Annotated in this window: 14 protein-coding genes and 1 riboswitch; of the genes, 1 reads left to right on the top strand and 13 read right to left on the bottom strand. The window is 65.2% G+C overall.

What is annotated here, in order from left to right; all coding sequences use genetic code 11:
- Positions 1-23: 23 nt before the first annotated feature.
- From IVB24_RS20670 to IVB24_RS20635, 8 genes are all read right to left on the bottom strand, one after another.
- Positions 24-2,261: a TonB-dependent receptor gene (locus IVB24_RS20670; RefSeq protein ID WP_247768371.1), complete on the bottom strand. Its 2,238-nt coding sequence runs from the start codon at positions 2,259-2,261 to the stop codon at positions 24-26.
- A 113-nt stretch (positions 2,262-2,374) separates the two neighbouring features.
- Positions 2,375-2,590: riboswitch (cobalamin riboswitch) on the bottom strand.
- Positions 2,591-2,618: 28 nt separating this feature from the next.
- Complete coding sequence (locus IVB24_RS20665) at positions 2,619-3,056, bottom strand: response regulator (RefSeq protein WP_247768369.1); 438 nt, start codon at positions 3,054-3,056, stop codon at positions 2,619-2,621.
- Entirely contained in the window at positions 3,053-6,346 is a 3,294-nt protein-coding gene (locus IVB24_RS20660; protein WP_247768368.1) for an ATP-binding protein, read from the bottom strand. Before IVB24_RS20660 ends, IVB24_RS20665 begins: the two co-directional genes overlap by 4 nt.
- Positions 6,347-6,449: 103 nt before the next feature.
- Positions 6,450-6,674, bottom strand: a complete 225-nt coding sequence (locus tag IVB24_RS20655) for a hypothetical protein (RefSeq protein ID WP_247768366.1) — start codon at positions 6,672-6,674, stop codon at positions 6,450-6,452.
- A gap of 87 nt (positions 6,675-6,761) precedes the next feature.
- Positions 6,762-7,013 (bottom strand): hypothetical protein, encoded by a 252-nt coding sequence (locus tag IVB24_RS20650; protein ID WP_247768364.1) that lies wholly within the window; start codon positions 7,011-7,013, stop codon positions 6,762-6,764.
- A 107-nt stretch (positions 7,014-7,120) separates the two neighbouring features.
- A complete protein-coding gene (locus tag IVB24_RS20645; protein ID WP_094977764.1) occupies positions 7,121-7,330 on the bottom strand; it encodes a hypothetical protein in 210 nt (69 codons plus the stop codon).
- Between the two features lie 145 nt (positions 7,331-7,475).
- A complete protein-coding gene (locus IVB24_RS20640; RefSeq protein WP_094977763.1) occupies positions 7,476-7,655 on the bottom strand; it encodes a hypothetical protein in 180 nt (59 codons plus the stop codon).
- A gap of 105 nt (positions 7,656-7,760) precedes the next feature.
- A complete protein-coding gene (locus IVB24_RS20635; RefSeq protein WP_247768362.1) occupies positions 7,761-9,497 on the bottom strand; it encodes an adenylate/guanylate cyclase domain-containing protein in 1,737 nt (578 codons plus the stop codon).
- A 324-nt stretch (positions 9,498-9,821) separates the two neighbouring features.
- Here IVB24_RS20635 and IVB24_RS20630 point away from each other — a divergent pair, with 324 nt between their 5' ends.
- The gene (locus IVB24_RS20630; RefSeq protein ID WP_247768360.1) at positions 9,822-12,008 is read left to right on the top strand and encodes a lytic transglycosylase domain-containing protein; all 2,187 of its coding nucleotides are present in this window, start codon (positions 9,822-9,824) and stop codon (positions 12,006-12,008) included.
- 206 nt (positions 12,009-12,214) lie between these two features.
- Here the strand turns inward: IVB24_RS20630 and IVB24_RS20625 are convergent, their stop codons facing one another.
- From IVB24_RS20625 to IVB24_RS20605, 5 genes are all read right to left on the bottom strand, one after another.
- Positions 12,215-13,186, bottom strand: coding sequence for an IS110 family transposase (locus IVB24_RS20625; protein WP_247768358.1), 972 nt, complete (start codon positions 13,184-13,186; stop codon positions 12,215-12,217).
- Between the two features lie 318 nt (positions 13,187-13,504).
- Entirely contained in the window at positions 13,505-14,476 is a 972-nt protein-coding gene (locus tag IVB24_RS20620) for a tripartite tricarboxylate transporter substrate binding protein BugD (protein ID WP_247768356.1), read from the bottom strand.
- Positions 14,477-14,684: 208 nt separating this feature from the next.
- Entirely contained in the window at positions 14,685-15,926 is a 1,242-nt protein-coding gene (locus tag IVB24_RS20615; protein ID WP_166469253.1) for a threonine synthase, read from the bottom strand.
- 140 nt (positions 15,927-16,066) lie between these two features.
- Positions 16,067-17,488: a dihydrolipoyl dehydrogenase gene (lpdA, locus tag IVB24_RS20610; RefSeq protein WP_247768354.1), complete on the bottom strand. Its 1,422-nt coding sequence runs from the start codon at positions 17,486-17,488 to the stop codon at positions 16,067-16,069.
- Between the two features lie 17 nt (positions 17,489-17,505).
- Positions 17,506-17,739, bottom strand: coding sequence for a hypothetical protein (locus tag IVB24_RS20605; protein ID WP_094977757.1), 234 nt, complete (start codon positions 17,737-17,739; stop codon positions 17,506-17,508).
- Positions 17,740-17,761: the final 22 nt, after the last annotated feature.

Below are 17,761 nucleotides of genomic sequence, written 5' to 3'. Positions count from 1 at the left end.
CGCGCGTAACAGCCTGACGTAAATCAGAACGTTGCACCGGCCTTGAGCAGATAGGTGCGGCCCGGCAGCGGATAGGCGCTGAAGCGGCCATCCGTGAAGGTGCTCGCGATGGCGTAGTCGTAGTAGAGCGCATTCAGCACATTGTTGACGCTCAGGGACCAGAAGTAGCGTTCATATCGGCCGCCGAGCTTGAGATCGATGGTGCCGTTGGCGGGGATCGGCTTCTGGGTGCCGGCCTGGTCGTTGTCCATGCGCCGTTCGCTCCAGAACCGCGCGGTCGCATCGAGCACCACATAGTCCTGCCAGATGTTCCAGGTGACACCCGCACTCGCCGTGTAGCGCGACACCAGCGGCACATCGTTGCCGGCCCAGATGCCTTCGCGGAAGACGGCACGGGTATAGGCCACGCCGGAGCGCAGCAGCAGGGCGTCGTTGACGCGGTAGGACAGGCTGGTCTCCGAACCGTAGCGCCGGGTCGGATCGAGATTGGTGTTGTAGAACAGGACCGGGCTGAAATGGACCTCGTTGGTGAGATCCATCAGATAAACACTGCTCTGCAGCTGCAACCCGCCGCCCTTGATGCGCAGCCCGCCCTCGATGTCCTGAGAGGTCTGGGTCTTGAGCTGGAAGGTTTGCGGAATTGAAGCGAAGGTCAGCGGGTCGAAGGACGGCCCCGAGGACAGACGCTCGTCGACGTCGGGCGTGCGGAAGGCGCGCGCGGCGCGGCCGAACAGCGAGACCACGTCATTGAGGCGATGCTCGGCCCCGAGATGCAGCGCATATTGGGTCTCGCTGCTCGTCAGCGGCAGCGCGCCGATGTCGGCGTTGAACGGCGCGGCCGGATCGAAATTGTCGCGTGCCGCAAGTCCGATGGTCTGCACCCGCGCGCCGTAGGAGACGTCGGTGGTGGGCGTTATCCCCAAATTGTGCTGGAAATAACCCGCGACCGTCTGCTGCCTGAGGTCGTAATTGTGCCAGGCCGCGAGCCCCTGCCCGGCGCCGCGGTTCTGCTCAAAGCTGGCATCGTAATAGTCGATGCCGGTCAGGAGCTGCGACGGCATGCCGAGCAGCAGGCTCTTCACGCTGAGCCGCGGCGTGATCGACCAATTCGTCAGATGGGAGCCAACATAGGTCGACGTGAAGAAGGCAGGAACCGGCGCCGGGCTGGAGAAGAACGCGCTCTGCTGCTTCTTGTCACGCACGCCGCCATCGACGATGAGATCGACGCCGTTGACCAGGGTCCTGGTAAAGCCCGCAGTCGCGCTGAAACCCTGCTGGTTGGCGTAGTTGAACGGCGTGCTGGTAGCTCGCCGGTTGGCCCTGAGCTCGTCGAGGCCGATGGAGGGATCGACCGTGCGGCCGCCCGGCAGTCGCAGCTCCTGATTGTCACCGGTGACGGTGAGAAACGCAGTCAGGCCTGGCGTCGTGTAGTTGAGACTGCCGACGCCGTTCTGCTGGGAATAGCGATTGTTGTCGCGATAGCCGTCGGTCCTGACCGTATTGCCATGGAACGAGATCGACCACAGGCCGGAATTGAGCGAGGTCGAGACATTGCCGAGCCTGGTGTTGAACGAGCCGAAGCCGGCCTCGATGCGTGCGCTCACGGGCGGTCCGCCGACGCCATTTTTGGTGATGATGTTGATCACGCCGCCGACCGCATTGTCGCCGTAGAGCACCGCACTGGAATTGCCACGCGTGACCTCGATGCGCTCGATGGAATTGAGCGGGATGGTGGAGAGGTCCACCTGTGCCATGTCGACGTCGTTCAGCCGCCTGCCATTGACCAGCACCAGCGTGTTGGCGGTGGCGAAGGCGCCGAAGCCGCGCAGGTCCACGCCGGTCTTGGCAGCGATCGGGCCGCCGTAGAACGTCGTGATCTGGGCGCCGGGAACTTGCGTCGCGATGATCTCGGCAAGCGTCTGCGATGGCGAATGCGCGATATCCGCGGCCGTGACGACGGTCGTGGCGGCCCCGACGATGCCGCCGTTGCCGGCGGCAGCGTCACCGCCGGAGCCGGATGAGCCAGCGCCATTTCTTGGCGGCGCGACATCCGCGATTGTCTTGCGCCGCGTCGCCTCGCCGTCACCGGTTGCCCTCGCGCGCGTGCGGTTCTGATCGGAGGGCTGGGTCACCTCGATCGATGGCAGCTGCTCGGCCAGGACCCGCTGGGCAAAGGCGGGAGACAGATCGAACGAATGGAAGGAAACCGATGCGAGCAGGCCGGCGGCAAGGCGCCTGGCGGCAGAGAAGACACGGGACACAATTGTAACCTCGGTATGACGTCAGTGGCACGTCACAGCGAACGAGGTTTCACGGCAGAGCCATGGATTGCTCCGGTGAAGCCGATGCCTGTACTCCCCGACCGACATCTTCGCGTGTGACCACGGCTGACGGCAGGTCTCCTGGCTCGCGGGTCGTTACCTTGCGTCGCCTTCCCAGGACCGAGTTTCCCAGTGGCATGAGACGAAAGATTCACCGCTTACAGTTGCGGGGGCAGCCGTGGCGTTGAGACAAATCCTTAGCGTTGGGACGTCCCGCACCACATTCCCTTTTGATCTCCGTGAGGAGAACCGTCACCGGTCATTTAGGGGCCAACGCCTTGGCGAGTCAATCGACGGCTACGCCAGGGAACAGCTCTGCGTGGCCGGAAGCTCGCCAGGGGGAGCGGGTTCGTTCCGCTCCCCCTGCGCCGCCAGAGCCTGGCGGAGCGCGGTCTCCAGGTCCTGTTGCTGAAACGGCTTCTGCAGGATCGGAACGTGGCGGAAGTCCGCAAGCAGGCTCGCAGGACCGTACCCGGTGGCGAACACGTAAGGTATGCCGCGTTCTGCGATACAGCGCGCGACCTCGAAAGTCTGCCGCCCGTTGAGATTGACGTCGAGGACAGCAACGTCATACGAGAGCGCAGCCGCCTTCTCGAGCGCGTCATCGACGCGCGAGGCCATGCCCGCGATCTCGCAACCGGCATCGACAACGGAATCCTCGAGCAGCATCATCACCAGCGACTCGTCTTCGACGACGAAGACCCGCTGGCCAGCCAGATCGGTTTCAGGTTTCATGAGGGCCTCCCGACAGCCATCGTTGCGATATCGAATCCGCCCAGGCTGGCGCGGATTTCATGCAGCGGCGCGCGAATGACGCAAACGACGCCTTCAGGCGCGAAGCGCAGATCGACATCGGCGCCGCCGAATTCGTGGGGCAGCCCCTGCTGAATCAGGCGGGTGCCGAACCCGCGCCGCGACGGCGGGGCCACGGCGGGACCGCCCAGCTCGGTCCAGCACAGCTCGAAGCGATCGTCGACCTTCCAGGCGAGGTCGACGGTTCCCGAACCGTTCGACAGGGCACCATGCTTGACGGCGTTGGTCGCGAGCTCGTGCAACGCCATCGAGATGGCCAGTGCAGCCGAAGGCCGCATGCGCAGATCGGGCCCGCCGAAATTGAGCCTCGCACTCTCCGGCTCGGCATGCGCGGCGAGAGCCTCGGTCACGACCTCTCTCAGTTCCGCGGACTCCCAATTTTCCCTGACGAGCACATCGTGTGCCTTCGACAAGGCGATCAATCGTGCATCGAACGCCTTGCGCCCCTCCGCCAGGCTGGATGCGTTGCGCAAGGTCTGGAGCGCGAACGACTGCACTGTCGTCAGCGTGTTCTTGACGCGGTGATTGAGCTCGTTGACCAGCAGTTCGCGATGGCGCTCCTGCCGCTTGCGCTCGGTGATGTCGATGGCCGCGCAGACGGCGCCCTGGAACACACCGGCGGCGTCGACGATCGGAGACGCCTGGAAGATCGCGGTGACCGAGGAGCCGTCTTCGAAGCAGAGTTCGAGTTCCTCGCCTGCGACTTCCTCGCCGCGGGCCGCGCGCTGCAGCGGCAGTTCGGACGTCTCGACCTGGACGCGATTGCGAAGGACGCGGCAGGCCGGACGTTCGCCCTCGGGCGCCGACAGCGACATGTTGGTATCGGGCCGGACCCGCAATAGCCGCGCTCCATAGGCATTGCCGAAAACCCGCTTCGCCTCGCGGTCGTGGGTGAACCAGACCGCGGTCGGCACCGTGCTGACGACAGCCTCCAGTCGCGCGGCCTGGCGGCGCTGGATCTCCTCGGCATCCCTGCGAATGCGCGCCAGCTGCAAATTGGCGCGCACCCGCGCCAACAATTCGCGCGCCGAGAACGGCTTGTTGACGTAGTCATCGGCGCCGGCCTCCAGCCCCTCGACGCGGGCCTCTTCGCCGGCGCGCGCCGACAACAGGATGACGGGCGATCCACGCAGATTGTCGTCGCGGCGCAATGCGCCAAGCAGCCCGATGCCGTCGAGGCGCGGCATCATGACGTCGGACAGGATGAGGTCGGGCCGATGGTGCCTCGCGGCGTCCAGCGCGCCCTGCCCGTCGGCGAAGGCCTCCACCCTGTAGCCTTGGGCTTCGAGCAGACGCTTGACATAGTTGCGCAGGTCGGTGTTGTCATCCGCAAGGATGATGCGCTCGCCGCTGCCACGTGTGGAGGCGTCCGGCGTCTCGCTCGTGCTCTCCAGCGTGAGATCACCGCGCAGATCCGTGGCGCCCTCATCCTGCGGCAGCCAGCGCAGCGCCTCCTGGACATAGGCTTCGACTCCGCTTCCGGTCGTCAGCGTCGTCGCAAGGCGGTCGGCAACACGTTCTGCCGGCAGATGAGCCGATCCGAACGGGATCGTAACAGTGAAAGCGCTGCCGCGGCCGAATTCGCTCGCCACCGTGATGGCGCCGCCGTGCTGCTTGATCAGCTCGTGCACCAGCGCGAGCCCGATACCGCTGCCCTCGAACGTGCGTCCCTTCGCTCCCTCGATGCGATGAAAGCGCTCGAACAGATGCGGCAGTTCGTCCGGGGGAATCCCCGTGCCGGTGTCACGCACGCGCAATTCGGCGGACTTGCCGTCGGCGCTGGTGCCCATCTCGACCGCGATCTCGCCCTCGAAGGTGAACTTGAACGCGTTGGACATCAGGTTGAGGACGATCTTCTCCCACATCTCGCGATCGACATGGACGTCGTGCGGCAGCGCCGGACAGGCGATGATCAGGCGCAAGCCGGCCCGATCGGTCGCCGAACGGAAGTTCGAGGCGAGTTCGGCGGTGAACGCGGCAAGATCGGTCGGAACGAAGCTCGCCCGCACCCGCCCCGCCTCGATGCGGGAGAAGTCGAGCAGGCTGTTCACCAGCCGCAGCAGGCGGAGCGAATTGCGATGCGCAACGTCGAGCCGCTCGCGCTGCACCTCAGGCAGCGACGTCAGCGAGGTATCGTTGAGCGCGTCCTCGATCGGTCCCAGCATCAGGGTCAGCGGGGTGCGGAACTCGTGGCTGATGTTGGAGAAGAACGTCGTCTTGGCGCGGTCGATCTCAGCCAGCGCCTCGGCACGTCGACGCTCCTCCTCGTAGGCCTGCGCATTGGCCAGGCTGGCGCCGATCTCGCCGGCCGCAAGTTCGAGAAAATTGCGATAGTCGTCGTCGAACAGCCGAAATGGATTGAGGCCGGCGACCAGCACCCCTTTGCGGGCCGTCTCGCCGCGGGCCGGGATGGGGATCACAGCCGCCTGCCGCGGCGGCACGTCCCATGTGCCGCGCGGACATTCGGCCCCGAAGCGCGCGGCGAGATGGGAGACCACCTGCGGCTTCTGTTCGCGAATGACCTCGGCAAGCGGCCAGAGCGCCGGCCCCTCCAACGGGAGCTGCGCCAGCGCCGCGGGATGGTCAGCATCGATACCGCACCTGCCCACCAGCGCGATCTCGCGCCCCTCGGGCTCGACCAGATAGATCAGCGCGAACGGCACGTCGCGCGTGTCCGTCGCGAGCGCAAGGCTGGAGCGGCGGCAAGCCTCCTGAAGGCTACGCGTTTCGGCGGTCGTGGCCGCAAGCTCGCGCAGCAGCGCAAGCTGCCGGTCACCGATGACACGGCGCGTGTCGTCGGTATTGGCGCAGATGATGCCACCGACCAGACCGTCATCATCGGGAATCGGACTGTAGGAGAAGGTGTAATAGGTCTCCTCCGGATAGCCGCTCCGCTCCATGATCAGAAGTTGCTCTTCGACGTAGGTGCCCTCGTCGCCTCCCATCGCGGTCGCGAGCATCGGGCCGATGTCGGTCCAGATCTCGCGCCAGATTTCCGCAGTCGGCCGGCCCAGCGCCCAGGGATGCTTGCCGCCGATGATCGACTTGTAGGCGTCGTTGTAGAGATAGATCAGCTCCCGTCCCCAGCCGATCCAGATCGGCTGGCGCGAGGTCAGCATGATGCGCACGGCCGTCTTGAGGCTGCGCGGCCAGCTTTGCGGCTCTCCCAGCGGCGTGCTGGTCCAGTCGTGGGCGCGCATGCGTGCACCCATTTCTCCACCGCCTGAGAGGAAATCTGCGGGAGCCCTCGCCGTTGTTGGCTCGACAGCACTGTTCACTGGGGGCTCCGACGCACGCGACGCGCGCACGCAATTGTCACTGGGCCGGATGCCTTTGCGAACCGGTCTTGATCACCGCCCGTTCGCCGGCATCGACCAGCTGGCCGATCCCGGTGCGTCCCGTGAGCGCACAGCGGATGATGCTCTCCGCAACCGACCGGCGGAAACCGTGATCCTCGCCCGCCGGACGATCGCGGCAGATCCGATCAAGCGCCAACTTCATGTTGATCCGCGTCCGGGTGTCGAAATGCTCGCCGATCATTCGTCCGGCCCCTCACGTTGATATCCCGGCACAAAACGTTCGAGGGGCCGGTCGGGTTCCATCCGGAAAAGTCGAACCAGTCGCCGGTCAGGCTCGCCCTCGGGACCGCTGGGCCTGGGCCCAGGCGACAGCGACGTCGCGGGACGGAACATCGACGCACTTGATCGGGGTCAATTCGCCGGAGGCCGAGACAATCGCGGTCTCCTCGCGGTGGCAGCGCGTACAGACGAAGCGGACCTCGTGCGGGGTGGCCATCCAGCTCGACCGCTTCACATTGGCCGCCATCGGCCATGCATTGCAATACGAGCACGACACCAGAAATCGACCGGGATCGAGCATACCCATTTCCGTCGGACTCCGCGTCCTGCCTGCCCCTCAATGATTGGCCGATGTGAATCGTTCCGGTGCCCGAGCACCGCCGCCGGGAGTGCCACGAGAACCGCAGCTCAGCGCGCGCCCTTGAGGGTGCAGGAGGTGGTACAGGTGACCGTGGTGCCGCGATCGCACGATTTGCAGGCACTGACGCACTGGTTCAAGTCGCGGGGATTATAGCTGGTGTTCCGCAGCGGACAGATCGACGTCGAGCCGGTAATGTCCTGCTCCCGGTCGCAGGCCGCCGTCATGAGCGCGATGATGATCACGGCAACGAGGCGCATGGGATTGCCCTGTCAGGATGGCGATGACGTTCACGGGGTGCGCTGCATTGCAACGAAGCCCGGCATTCCCACTGCGAGCAATCGAGAAACGCGACGCTCACACGCAGGATGCGCGCCAAACCTTAAGAACGGATTGCAGCCGGCGTCAGGCCGCAGCGGCCTTGGCCGCGATCGCCTGCCGCATGTCCACCGCCAGCTGACGGTATTGCTCCGAAAGCTTCAGATAGAACTCGCGCTTGGTGCTGTCGGTGGCGAGCTTGGCGATCAGCTCACATTCGGCGGTGAGCGTCTCGAACCGTTCCAGCCTGTCCTCAAGATGTGTCATCGGCGTGTCCCCATCAAACGCCTCAAGGACACCCAACCTAGGCCCGGGAAATAGGTCACGGCGAACATCGTTATCGAGCAGAATGAATTTTTCCGGTGCGACAGCCTATTTGCTGTCCAGCCGCCAGGCGCCGTCCCATCCTTCGTCGGGCGGGCTCGCCTCGAACTGCGCGATGCGGCCGAGCATAATGCGCGAGGGGCCGTCGCCGGGCACGGCTTCGAGCGCGGCACTGAAGGCGGCGCGCGCCTCGTCGAACCGCCGGGCACGATAGGCGGCGAGCCCTTCGGCATAGTGCGCGCGCAGGCCGTCCTGAGCGCCGGTGAGCGCGCCCGCCCGCGCCATCACCTCGTAGATCGCCTGCGGAGCGCTCTGGCCGGCGACCGCCAGACGATCGATCTCGCGCAGCTCGAGCCGCGATCCGATCGCCTCGGCCGTGGCCTGCGAGATCAGGATGCGGGTGCCGTAGACCTTGTTGACGGCCTCCAGCCGCGACGCCAGGTTCACGGCATCGCCCATCACGGTGAAGCTCATCATCAGCTCGGAGCCGATGCTGCCGGTCAGGACCTCGCCGGTGGCGATGCCGATCCGCAAATCGCACGGCGCGGGCATCGCGCGAATGCCGAGCAGGTCCGGCAGCTGACGCTGCAGCGCGGGGACCTGGTCGGCCATCTCGATTGCCGCAACGCCGGCAAGCAGAGCCTGCTCGTCCTCCTCGACGAAGGGCGGGCCCCAATAGGACATGATCGCGTCGCCGATATATTTGTCGATGATGCCGCGATTGCTCCTGACGGGTGCGGACATCACCGTGAGATAGTGGTTCATCACCTTGACGAGGCCGCGCGGGGTCATGCCCTCGCTCATCGCGGTGAAGCCGCTCATGTCGCAGAACATGATGGTCATGACCCGGCGCTCGCCGTCGATGGCGACCTCGGGCCGGTCGATCAGGCCCTGCACCACCTTGGGATCGATGTAGCGGCCGAAGGTCTCGCGGATGCGCTCGTTGTGCCTGAGCTGCTCGGTCATGCGGTTGAACGCCGCGGCAAGCTCGCCGATCTCGTCCTGCGTGGAGACGGTGATCGACTTGTCGAAGCGGCCCGCCTCGACCTCGCGGGCTCCGGCGAGCAGCAGCCGCACCGGCCGCGTGATGCCGCTGGACACCAGAAGCGCGAAGGCGAAGCCGACGATCGCCGCGAGCAACGTGACGACGCCCGAAATGACGATGGCCTGATGCTGGCGGCTGATCACCTGCGACGTCGAGAAGAAGACCTGGGTCAGCATTTCGGCGCGGATCGCATCGACCCTCTGGTCGAACGCATTGCGCTGCCTATCGAGGTGTTCCAGCGTGGCCCGGGCCTCGGCCATGTCCCTGGCCTCGATCTGCTTGAGCAGCTTCGCATTGCCCTCGTCCAGATCGCGCCGCAGCTCGGTGACGGCGGTTTCGATGCGAACGTCGATCCGCCCCAGCGCGGCATTGTCGGAATACGTCCTGGGATCGTTGATGATCGCGTTGATGAGCTTGCGCGCGGTCTCGGCCTCCTCCTCGAACTTGCGGTCCAGTGCCTCGAAGTCACGAAGCCGCGCCGCATAGGCCTCCTCGTCCGACTGCGCGCCCATCCTGGTCATGACCATCCGCCGCAGCGCCAGCGCCCGCTCCAGCGAGCGGACGTTGGCGCGGGCGAGATGGCTATAGGCCGGGATGTAGCGGTTGGTCAGCTCGTCCAGCAGGACGCCGACCTGGCTCGACATCACCATCGACAGGATCGAAGTGACCAGCATCAGGACGATCAATCCGAGGGCGATGCCGACGATCTTGCGCCGGATCGACTGGTTGAAAATCGGCATAGGTGCGGGAGCAATGGCCAAGAGGATGGAACTGGGAACTCAATACACCGGATTTGGCCGCGGGAACATGGCGCATCTGCCCGCCCGTGACGTCGTGAGCCCCTGGAAGTCGCGACACGACCCGAATGCGTTAACGAAGGTTAAAGGCGCTACCTTTTCCGCGTTTTCGGAAGTTCCCCAGTTCCAATCCGTATTTTGCCGCATTGTTGCGACAGCGTGAGGAATGCGAAACGATGTCGTGGCATCGTTTTTGGTGTCTTTGATTCTCAAGCCGCCTGTCGTCGCGGACCTTGGTTTGTAGTGGTTTCGCAGGGGGACCATGGAATGAACCAGTGCCTACGCTCGCTCGCGTGTCTCGTTGCCGTCGCCGCAATGGCCCTCCTTCCCACCGAACTGGCGGCGAAGAGCAGCCACAAATCGTCCGCGTCGAAGAAGTCGCACGAGGCGAAGGCCGGCAAGCAGCGTCATGCCGCGGCCAGGTCTTCGGCGGTGAAATCCCGCCATGGCAAGCATGCCGAGGCCAAGCGCAAGTCGAAGAAGACCGGCGAGGCGCTCTCGGACAAGCCGGCATCGCCGCCTCTGACCGGCGACCTCGCCGCGCTGAAGGATGCGATCGACCTCGCGCGCAAGGGCAAGACGGATGATGCGAGCGCGGCGCGCGACCGCATCATCGATCCCGCCGGCCAGAAGGTCGCCGACTGGTTCATGCTACGCCATTCCGATAGCACGGCGAATTTCAAGCGTTATGCCGCCTTCCTCGCCGCCAATCCGGACTGGCCGAGCCGCACCCTGCTGCGCCGGCGCGCCGAGGCCCGGCTTTGGCAGGAGAAGAGCGACGCCGCCACCGTGCACAAATTCACCATGGACCGGCCGATCAGCGCCAAGGGCAAGTTCGCCCTCGCCCGCGTGCTGCTCACGGAAGGCGATACCGACAGGGCCACGCGCCTCGTGCGCGAGGCCTGGCGCACCGACGAATTGTCCGAGCGCAGCGAGGAAGACGCTTACGAGGCGTTCCGCGATCTCCTCACCGCCGAGGACCATCGTGCCCGCATGGACAAGCGGCTCGGCGCCAAGGACTATGCCGGTGCGCGGCGCGCCGCAAAACGGCTCGGCGAGGATGCGCTGGCGATCGTCAAGGCGTGCGCCGCCGTCACCGGCAAGGCCAGCAAGGCCAAGGATGATCTCGAGGACGTCCCGGCCGAAGCGCGCCGCGATCTCGGCTATGTGCTGTGCCGCGCCCAATGGCACCTGCAGAAGGACCGCATCGACGACGCCGCCGAATTGATCCTGGCCGCCGCACCCGACACCATGGCCTCCCAGGACACCGATGCCTGGTGGCGCGAGCGTCGCATGCTCGCACGCAAGCTGCTCGACCAGGGCAAGTTCAAAGCGGCGTATGACGTGGTGCGCACCGCGGCGGTGCCCGAGAAGGAAGTCTACCGCGTCGATTATCATTTCATGTGCGGCTGGATTGCGCTGCGCTTCCTTCGGGATCCCCAGGCGGCGATGGCGCACTTCGCCGCCATCGACGAAGGCTCGGCCAATCCGATCGCACTGTCGCGTGCCAATTACTGGCGCGGCCGTGCCGCCGAGGCGATGGGTGCGACCGCCGATGCGCGCCTGAGCTACCGGGCGGCCGCGCGCTATCCGACCGCCTATTACGGCCAGCTCGCGCGCGCCAAGCTGGGCCTCGACCGCATCGAGCTGCGGCCGCCCTCGCCCGTGCTGGCCGCGCTGGACACCCCGGCCGCGGACGAACGCGTGCGTGCCGCCGGCATGCTCTACGGCATCGGCGAGCGTGACACGGTGTTTTACTACGCCGAGGATTTCGCCCGGGAGAGCACCGACGTCGCGGCCCTCGAAGCCCTCGGCGCGCTCGCCGGACAGCGCAACGACGCGCGCGTCATGCTGGAGGTCGGCAAGTCGGCGCTGGCGCGCGGCCTCGCGCTGGACCATTACGCCTTCCCGACCATCGGCATCCCCGCGCATCAGCAGGTCGCACCCGCGATCGAGACCAGCGTGATCTATTCGGTGGCGCGCACCGAAAGCTCGTTCGACCAGCGCGACAAGTCGGCGGCCAACGCGGTCGGGCTGATGCAGGTGACGCCCGAAGCCGGCCGCGACACCGCCAAGCGCTTCGGCCTGACCTATGATTGGGACAAGATGGTCTCCGATCCCGTCTACAACACGCAAATGGGCGCGGCCGAGCTCAGCGCGCTGCTGTCGGAATATCGCGGCAACCAGATCATGACCTTCGCCGGCTACAATGCCGGCCGCGGCCGCGTGCGCGAATGGGTGCAGGCCCGCGGCGACCCCAGGGATCCCAATGTCGATCCGGTCGACTGGGTCGAGCGTATCCCGCTGTCGGAGACGCGCAATTACGTCCAGCGCGTGATGGAGAACGTGCTGGTGTACCGCGCCCGGTTCGAGGGCGGCAGCATGGTCGCCGGCAAGAGCGACGAGCGCGTGGTGACGAAGGACGCCGCTGCCGTGGCGACGCCGGCGGAATAAACACCGGTGTCGTAGCAACCATTAAGGTTCTCCCGATTTTCCGCAAGCATGACGCCGGGCTTGCAGCCGTCAAGGTGTGGCCTGGCGGCAGCGAGTTTGACGCGGGGCGTTCGCGACGGCCAACCTTGACGGCCGCGGCGCACGGCGTCGTCCAGGCGGAAGGTCGGGACGAAGAAACGGCCGCCTGATCGAACAAAGAAACGCGATCAGGTGGCGGGCAGCTTGGCAGTTTGAGGCGCTTCGGCGATCCACGGAGTTCCGCGGGCGACCACGGCGTTGATCGTGACGAGCAACTTTCTGGCGCAAGCGACCAGCGCGCATTTATGAGATTTTCCGGCGGCGATCAGCCTTGTATAGAGAGCCTTCATCTGCGGGTTCCATCGGGAGGATGCCGGAAGAGCCGCGTTGTAGAGCGCCCAACGCAGCCGCTCACGGCCACCTTTGATGTGACGGGCACCGGATCGTTCGCCGCTATCGTCGTCGTAAGGCGCCAGTCCACTGAGAGCTGAGGCCCGTTCGCGTGTGATGTTGCCGATCTCGGGCATCCTGATCAGGACGGCAGCCGCGGTCGGCAGACCGCAGCCGGCGACGCTGTAGATCAGATCGAGCCGTGCGGCGAGATCAGGATGCTTGCGGATCGCCGCCAGCAGCGCCTTGAACTCGGCTCGTTTGGACTTTGCCAACAGCGCGATCTGCGCCTTCCAAACCCCTTGAATCCGCTTGTCGCGGCAACTCTCGAGCCGGTTCTTCAGCCTTGCGATGTCTTCCGTGATCTGATCGATCATGGTCAGATGCTCGGCAAAGGGCTGCAACCGCGGATCCGGTGCAGGATGGATCGTCTTGACCGCGGCAGTGCACGTCGCGATCAGCGCCGCGTCGATCCTGTCGTTCTTAGCCAGCAGCAGACGGAACGTGGCATAGGCGCGGACCTGCTTCGGCTGAAACAGCACGACGACGAAACGCTTGCGCCGCAGCTCCGCAACGACCGCCTGCTCGTAGCCTCCACTTGCCTCGATCCCGACCCTCTTTACCTTGCGGCACTTCAACCACTCCACCAGCGCCTGGTGACCTCTTGCCGTGTTGTCGACCCGCAACTGCTCAGAGTTGCCATCGATCGCCACGTCGAGCTTGCGTTTGCCGGTATCGATCCCGGCACAGATCGTGTTACGCTTGGCCATCTTCCTCGACCCTCCCTTGTTATGCGAACCTGAAGTTCGTTCAACCATGCGGGTCCCGATGAAGTGCCGACCGCGATCTTGCTACGAAACGCAGCCCTCAAGGCTTCGGTGGGCATCGATCCGATCGATCGGCGGCCCAGCCAGGGTGGCCACCCGGGCTGGGCCATTCCTCACGGAACGGGGCCAATCCTATACCGATGCGCTAATACAAGGGTGGGCAAAGGCGCACTTGCGCCGTGCCCACCAACCTCTCAGATGAATCAGGATGGTGGGCACGCTGCGCTTTGCCCAACCTACGAGATCTACGCACCTCGGCCCTCAATCCACCTTGATGTTCGCAGCCTTGATGATCGGCCACCATTTGGCGATCTCGGCCTTTTGCCGCGCGCCGAGCGCTTCGGGGGTGAGCTGGTCCTTCGGCGTCATCTCCAGGCCCTGGCCTTCGAGCTGCTTCCTCACGGCGGGATCGTTCAGCGCCTCCACGGCTGCGGCGTTGAGCTTGGTCACGATCTCCTTCGGCGTGCCCTTCGGCACCCACAGGCCCGACCACAGCGTCATGTTGAAGCCCTTCAGGCCCGCTTCCTCCGCGGTCGGGATATCGGGCGCCGAGGCCAGGCGCTTGCTGTCGGTGATGGCGTAGGCGCGGATGGTACCGGCGCGGACCTGGCCGATCGAGTTGGAGGTCTGGTCGACGATGATGTCGATCTGGCCAGCAATGAGATCGTTCAGCGCCGGCGCGGTGCCGCGATACGGTACGTATTGCAGCTTGATGCCGGAGACGCTCTCGAAATAGACGCCAGCGATGTGGCTGCCGGAGCCTGCGCCGGCGGTGCCCGCCGTCGGCGGCGACGGCCGCGACTTCAGCCATTCGATCAGCTCTTTCAGCGACGTCGCCGGCACCGCGTTCTTGCTGACGACGATCATCGGATTGCTCGGCAGCAGCACTACGGGCTCGAGGTCGGTGACGAGGTCGTATTTGAGCTTGTAGACGGCGCCGTTGGCGACGTGGGTGCCGAGGTGGCCGAACGAGATTGTGTAGCCGTCTGGCGGCGATTGCACGGCACGGGCAACGCCGATCGAGCCGCCCGCGCCGGTGACGTTCTCGACCACGAGGGGCTGGCCGAGCGCAGTGCGCATCCGCTCGGCGAGCACACGCGCCATCGCATCCGACGGTCCGCCGGCCGCGAAGGGCACGATAATGGTGATCGGATGGGTGGGATAGTCATCGGCGCGCGCGGCGCCGGTCACAGTGAGAACAGCAAACAGCGCAGCCCAGACGGCCTTCGTCATTGTCTTCTCCCAGCAATGTCATTGTTGTTTTTCTTCACCTCGCCCCGCTTGCGGGAAGAGGTCGAATTGCGAAGTAGTTCGGGTAAGGGGAGTCTCCGCGAACGCAACCAGCACCGTGTTTGCGGAAGCAGCCCCTCACCCCCGGCCCCCCTCCCAGCGCGACAAAGCTCGTCGCGCCCCCGCAAGAACGGGGCGAGGGAGAACTAAGCTAAAACTGCGTGTAGTCGATCGGCTTGTGGCGATCGAGCGTGCGGTCGACCTTCGGCAGCGGGTATTTCAGGCCGGTTGCGCAGTTGAACAGCATGACGCGGTCGGCCTTCGAGACGCGACCATCGGCGAGGCTGTCCTTGTAGGCGGCATAAGTCGCGGCGCCCTCGGGACACAGCAAGAGCCCCTCCTCGCGCGCGACCTCGTTCAGCGCCGCCGAGATCTTGTCGTCATCGACCGCGATGGCAAAGCCCTTGCTCTCGCGCACCGCGCGCAGGATCAGGAAATCGCCGATCGCCTGCGGCACGCGGATGCCCGACGCGATGGTGTGGGCGTCCTCCCAGCGCGTGGCGTGCTCGGTGCCGGCCTCGTAGGCGCGCACCATCGGCGCACAGCCGGAGGCCTGCACCGCGACCATGCGCGGACGCTTGGAGCCGATGAACCCGATCTTCTCGAGTTCGTCGAACGCCTTCCACATGCCGATCAGGCCCGTGCCGCCGCCGGTCGGATAGAAGATCACGTCGGGCACGTCCCAGCCGAGCTGCTCGGCGAGCTCGAGGCCCATCGTCTTCTTGCCCTCGATGCGATACGGCTCCTTCAGCGTGGAGGTGTCGAACCAGCCGACTTTTGCTTTCCCCTCGCCGACGATCTTGCCGCAATCGTCGATATAGCCGTTGACGCGGTAGACGGTCGCGCCCTGCAGTTCGATCTCGCTGACGTTCACTTCGGGCGTATCGGCCGGGCAGAAGATCGTGGTCTTGATGCCGCAGGAGGTCGCGTAGGCCGCCAGCGCCGCGCCGGCATTGCCGTTGGTCGGCATCGCCATGTGCTTGATGCCGAGCGCCTTACCCATCGACACCGCCATCACAAGGCCACGCGCCTTGAACGAGCCGGTCGGCAGCCGCCCCTCGTCCTTGACGATGATCTCGCCGCCGCCGAGCTTCTTGCCGAGCTTGGGCAGCCGGATCAGCGGCGTCGTCACCTCGCCGAGCGAGACAATGTCCTGGCATTTGCGCACCGGCAGCAATTCGCGATAGCGCCACATGTCGGCGGGTCGCTGCGCAAGTGCGTCCTTGGTCAGCGCCTTCTTCACGCCGGCGAGATCGTAGCGCACCAGCAGCGGCTTGCCGGCCTTGGAGAGATTGTGGACCTGGTCGGCGGCGTAGTGGTCGCCCTCCATCGCGCATTCGAGATGGGTGACGAAGGTCGGGCGTTCGATAGTGAGATTGTCGTTGTCGTGCATGGCTCGATCTTTCTTCTTTCTTGTGTCGCCAGTTTCTTGCATCCGTCAGTGCCGGGCTTGACCCGGCAATCCATCACTTGAATAGCAGCTCGTTTGATGGATGCGCGGGTCAAGCCCGCGCATGACGAGCGGAGAACGAATCAAATATTCAACACCCGTCCATACGCATCCAGCACGGCCTCCTTCATCATCTCCGACAGGGTCGGATGCGGGAATACCGTGTGCATCAGCTCTTCTTCCGTGGTCTCCAGGTTCATGGCGACGACGTAGCCCTGGATCAGCTCGGTGACCTCGGCGCCCACCATGTGGGCCCCTAACAGCTGGCCGGTCTTCTTGTCGAAGATGACCTTGACCAGGCCCTGGTCCTCCCCGAGCGCGATCGCCTTGCCGTTGCCGACGAAGGGGAAGCGGCCGACGCGGATCTCGCGGCCGCCTTCTTTCGCCTTGGCTTCGGTGAGGCCGACCGAGGCCACCTGCGGATTGCAATAGGTGCAGCCGGGGATCAGCAGCTTGTCCATGGGATGCGGGTGCAGGCCCTTGATCGCCTCGACGCAGATCACGCCTTCATGCTCGGCCTTGTGTGCGAGCATCGGGGGACCCGCGACGTCGCCGATGGCGTAGATGCCGGGGACGTTGGTCTTGCCATAGCCGTCGATCACGACACAGCCGCGCTCGGTCTTCACGCCGAGCTTTTCGAGGCCGAGATTCTCGATGTTGCCGACGACGCCGACGGCGGAGATGACGCGCTCGAACTCTGTCGTGACAGGCTTGCCCTTGCCGTCGTCGATGGTGGCGACGACGCTGTCGGCCTTCTTCTCGAGCTTGGTCACCTTGGTCGAGGACATGATCTTGATGCCCTGCTTCTCCAGGCGCTTGCGGGCAAGGCCCGCGATCTCGGCGTCCTCGACGGGCAGGATCTGCGGCAGCACCTCGACGACGGTGACCTCCGAGCCCATGGTGTGGAAGAACGAAGCGAACTCGATGCCGATCGCGCCGGAGCCGACCACCAGCAGCGATTTGGGCATCTTCTCCGGGACCATCGCCTCGAAATAGGTCCAGATCAGCTTCTTGTCGGGCTCGAGCCCCGGCAGCACGCGCGGCCGAGCGCCGGTCGCGACGATGATGTGCTTGGCCTGATAGCTCCCCTCGCCCAGCGCGCCCTTCGGCGCCTCGACGTCGGATTTCTTCACGGTGACCTTGCCGGGCGCGTCGATCGTCGCCGCGCCCCAGATCACGCTGACCTTGTTCTTCTTCATCAGGAAGCCGACGCCGTCGTTGAGCCGCTTCGAGACGCCGCGCGAGCGCTGCACCACGGCCTTCGGATCGAACGAGATGTTTTCCGCCGACAGGCCGTAATCCCCGGCGTGCTGCATGTAGTGGTAGATCTCGGCGGAGCGCAGCAGCGCCTTGGTCGGGATGCAGCCCCAGTTCAGGCAGATGCCGCCGAGATAGGATTTCTCGACGATCGCGGTCTTGAGGCCGAGCTGCGCGGCACGGATCGCGGCGACGTAGCCGCCGGGACCGGAGCCGATGATGATGACGTCGAAGGATGTGTCGGCCATGGCGGCTCCCGTTCAACTCAAGAGGCGCCGCGAGCGCGGCGCTTGACCAGAAAAGATCTCACCAGCCATTCGAGCATCACCGCCAGGACCATGACGGCCAGAGCGATGAGCACGATAGGCTGGGCGATGTTCCGTGCCAGTTGCTCGCCGGCAAAGAACGCAGAGTGCAGAAAATCGAGCCCGATCGGGTTGAGCGCGACGACGGCTCCGAGCAGCAGCGATATCCATGGCCAGCGGGTACGGACATGCAAAATTGCCCCCTCTGCCGCGGCG

Source organism: Bradyrhizobium sp. 192 (assembly GCF_023100965.1).
GTDB lineage: Bacteria > Pseudomonadota > Alphaproteobacteria > Rhizobiales > Xanthobacteraceae > Bradyrhizobium > Bradyrhizobium symbiodeficiens.
The sequence above is the reverse complement of the archived record's forward strand: the minus strand, read 5'-3'. Positions and strand labels throughout refer to the sequence as shown.

Coding starts and splice junctions, on each gene's coding strand:
- IVB24_RS20665 (WP_247768369.1), bottom strand. CDS start 3,056: ATGAAACCTGAAACCGATCTGGCTGGCCAGCGGGTCTTCGTCGTCGAA.
- IVB24_RS20660 (WP_247768368.1), bottom strand. CDS start 6,346: ATGGGTGCACGCATGCGCGCCCACGACTGGACCAGCACGCCGCTGGGA.
- IVB24_RS20655 (WP_247768366.1), bottom strand. CDS start 6,674: ATGATCGGCGAGCATTTCGACACCCGGACGCGGATCAACATGAAGTTG.
- IVB24_RS20650 (WP_247768364.1), bottom strand. CDS start 7,013: ATGCTCGATCCCGGTCGATTTCTGGTGTCGTGCTCGTATTGCAATGCA.
- IVB24_RS20645 (WP_094977764.1), bottom strand. CDS start 7,330: ATGCGCCTCGTTGCCGTGATCATCATCGCGCTCATGACGGCGGCCTGC.
- IVB24_RS20640 (WP_094977763.1), bottom strand. CDS start 7,655: ATGACACATCTTGAGGACAGGCTGGAACGGTTCGAGACGCTCACCGCC.
- IVB24_RS20635 (WP_247768362.1), bottom strand. CDS start 9,497: ATGCCGATTTTCAACCAGTCGATCCGGCGCAAGATCGTCGGCATCGCC.
- IVB24_RS20630 (WP_247768360.1), top strand. CDS start 9,822: ATGAACCAGTGCCTACGCTCGCTCGCGTGTCTCGTTGCCGTCGCCGCA.
- IVB24_RS20625 (WP_247768358.1), bottom strand. CDS start 13,186: ATGGCCAAGCGTAACACGATCTGTGCCGGGATCGATACCGGCAAACGC.
- IVB24_RS20620 (WP_247768356.1), bottom strand. CDS start 14,476: ATGACGAAGGCCGTCTGGGCTGCGCTGTTTGCTGTTCTCACTGTGACC.
- IVB24_RS20615 (WP_166469253.1), bottom strand. CDS start 15,926: ATGCACGACAACGACAATCTCACTATCGAACGCCCGACCTTCGTCACC.
- lpdA (WP_247768354.1), bottom strand. CDS start 17,488: ATGGCCGACACATCCTTCGACGTCATCATCATCGGCTCCGGTCCCGGC.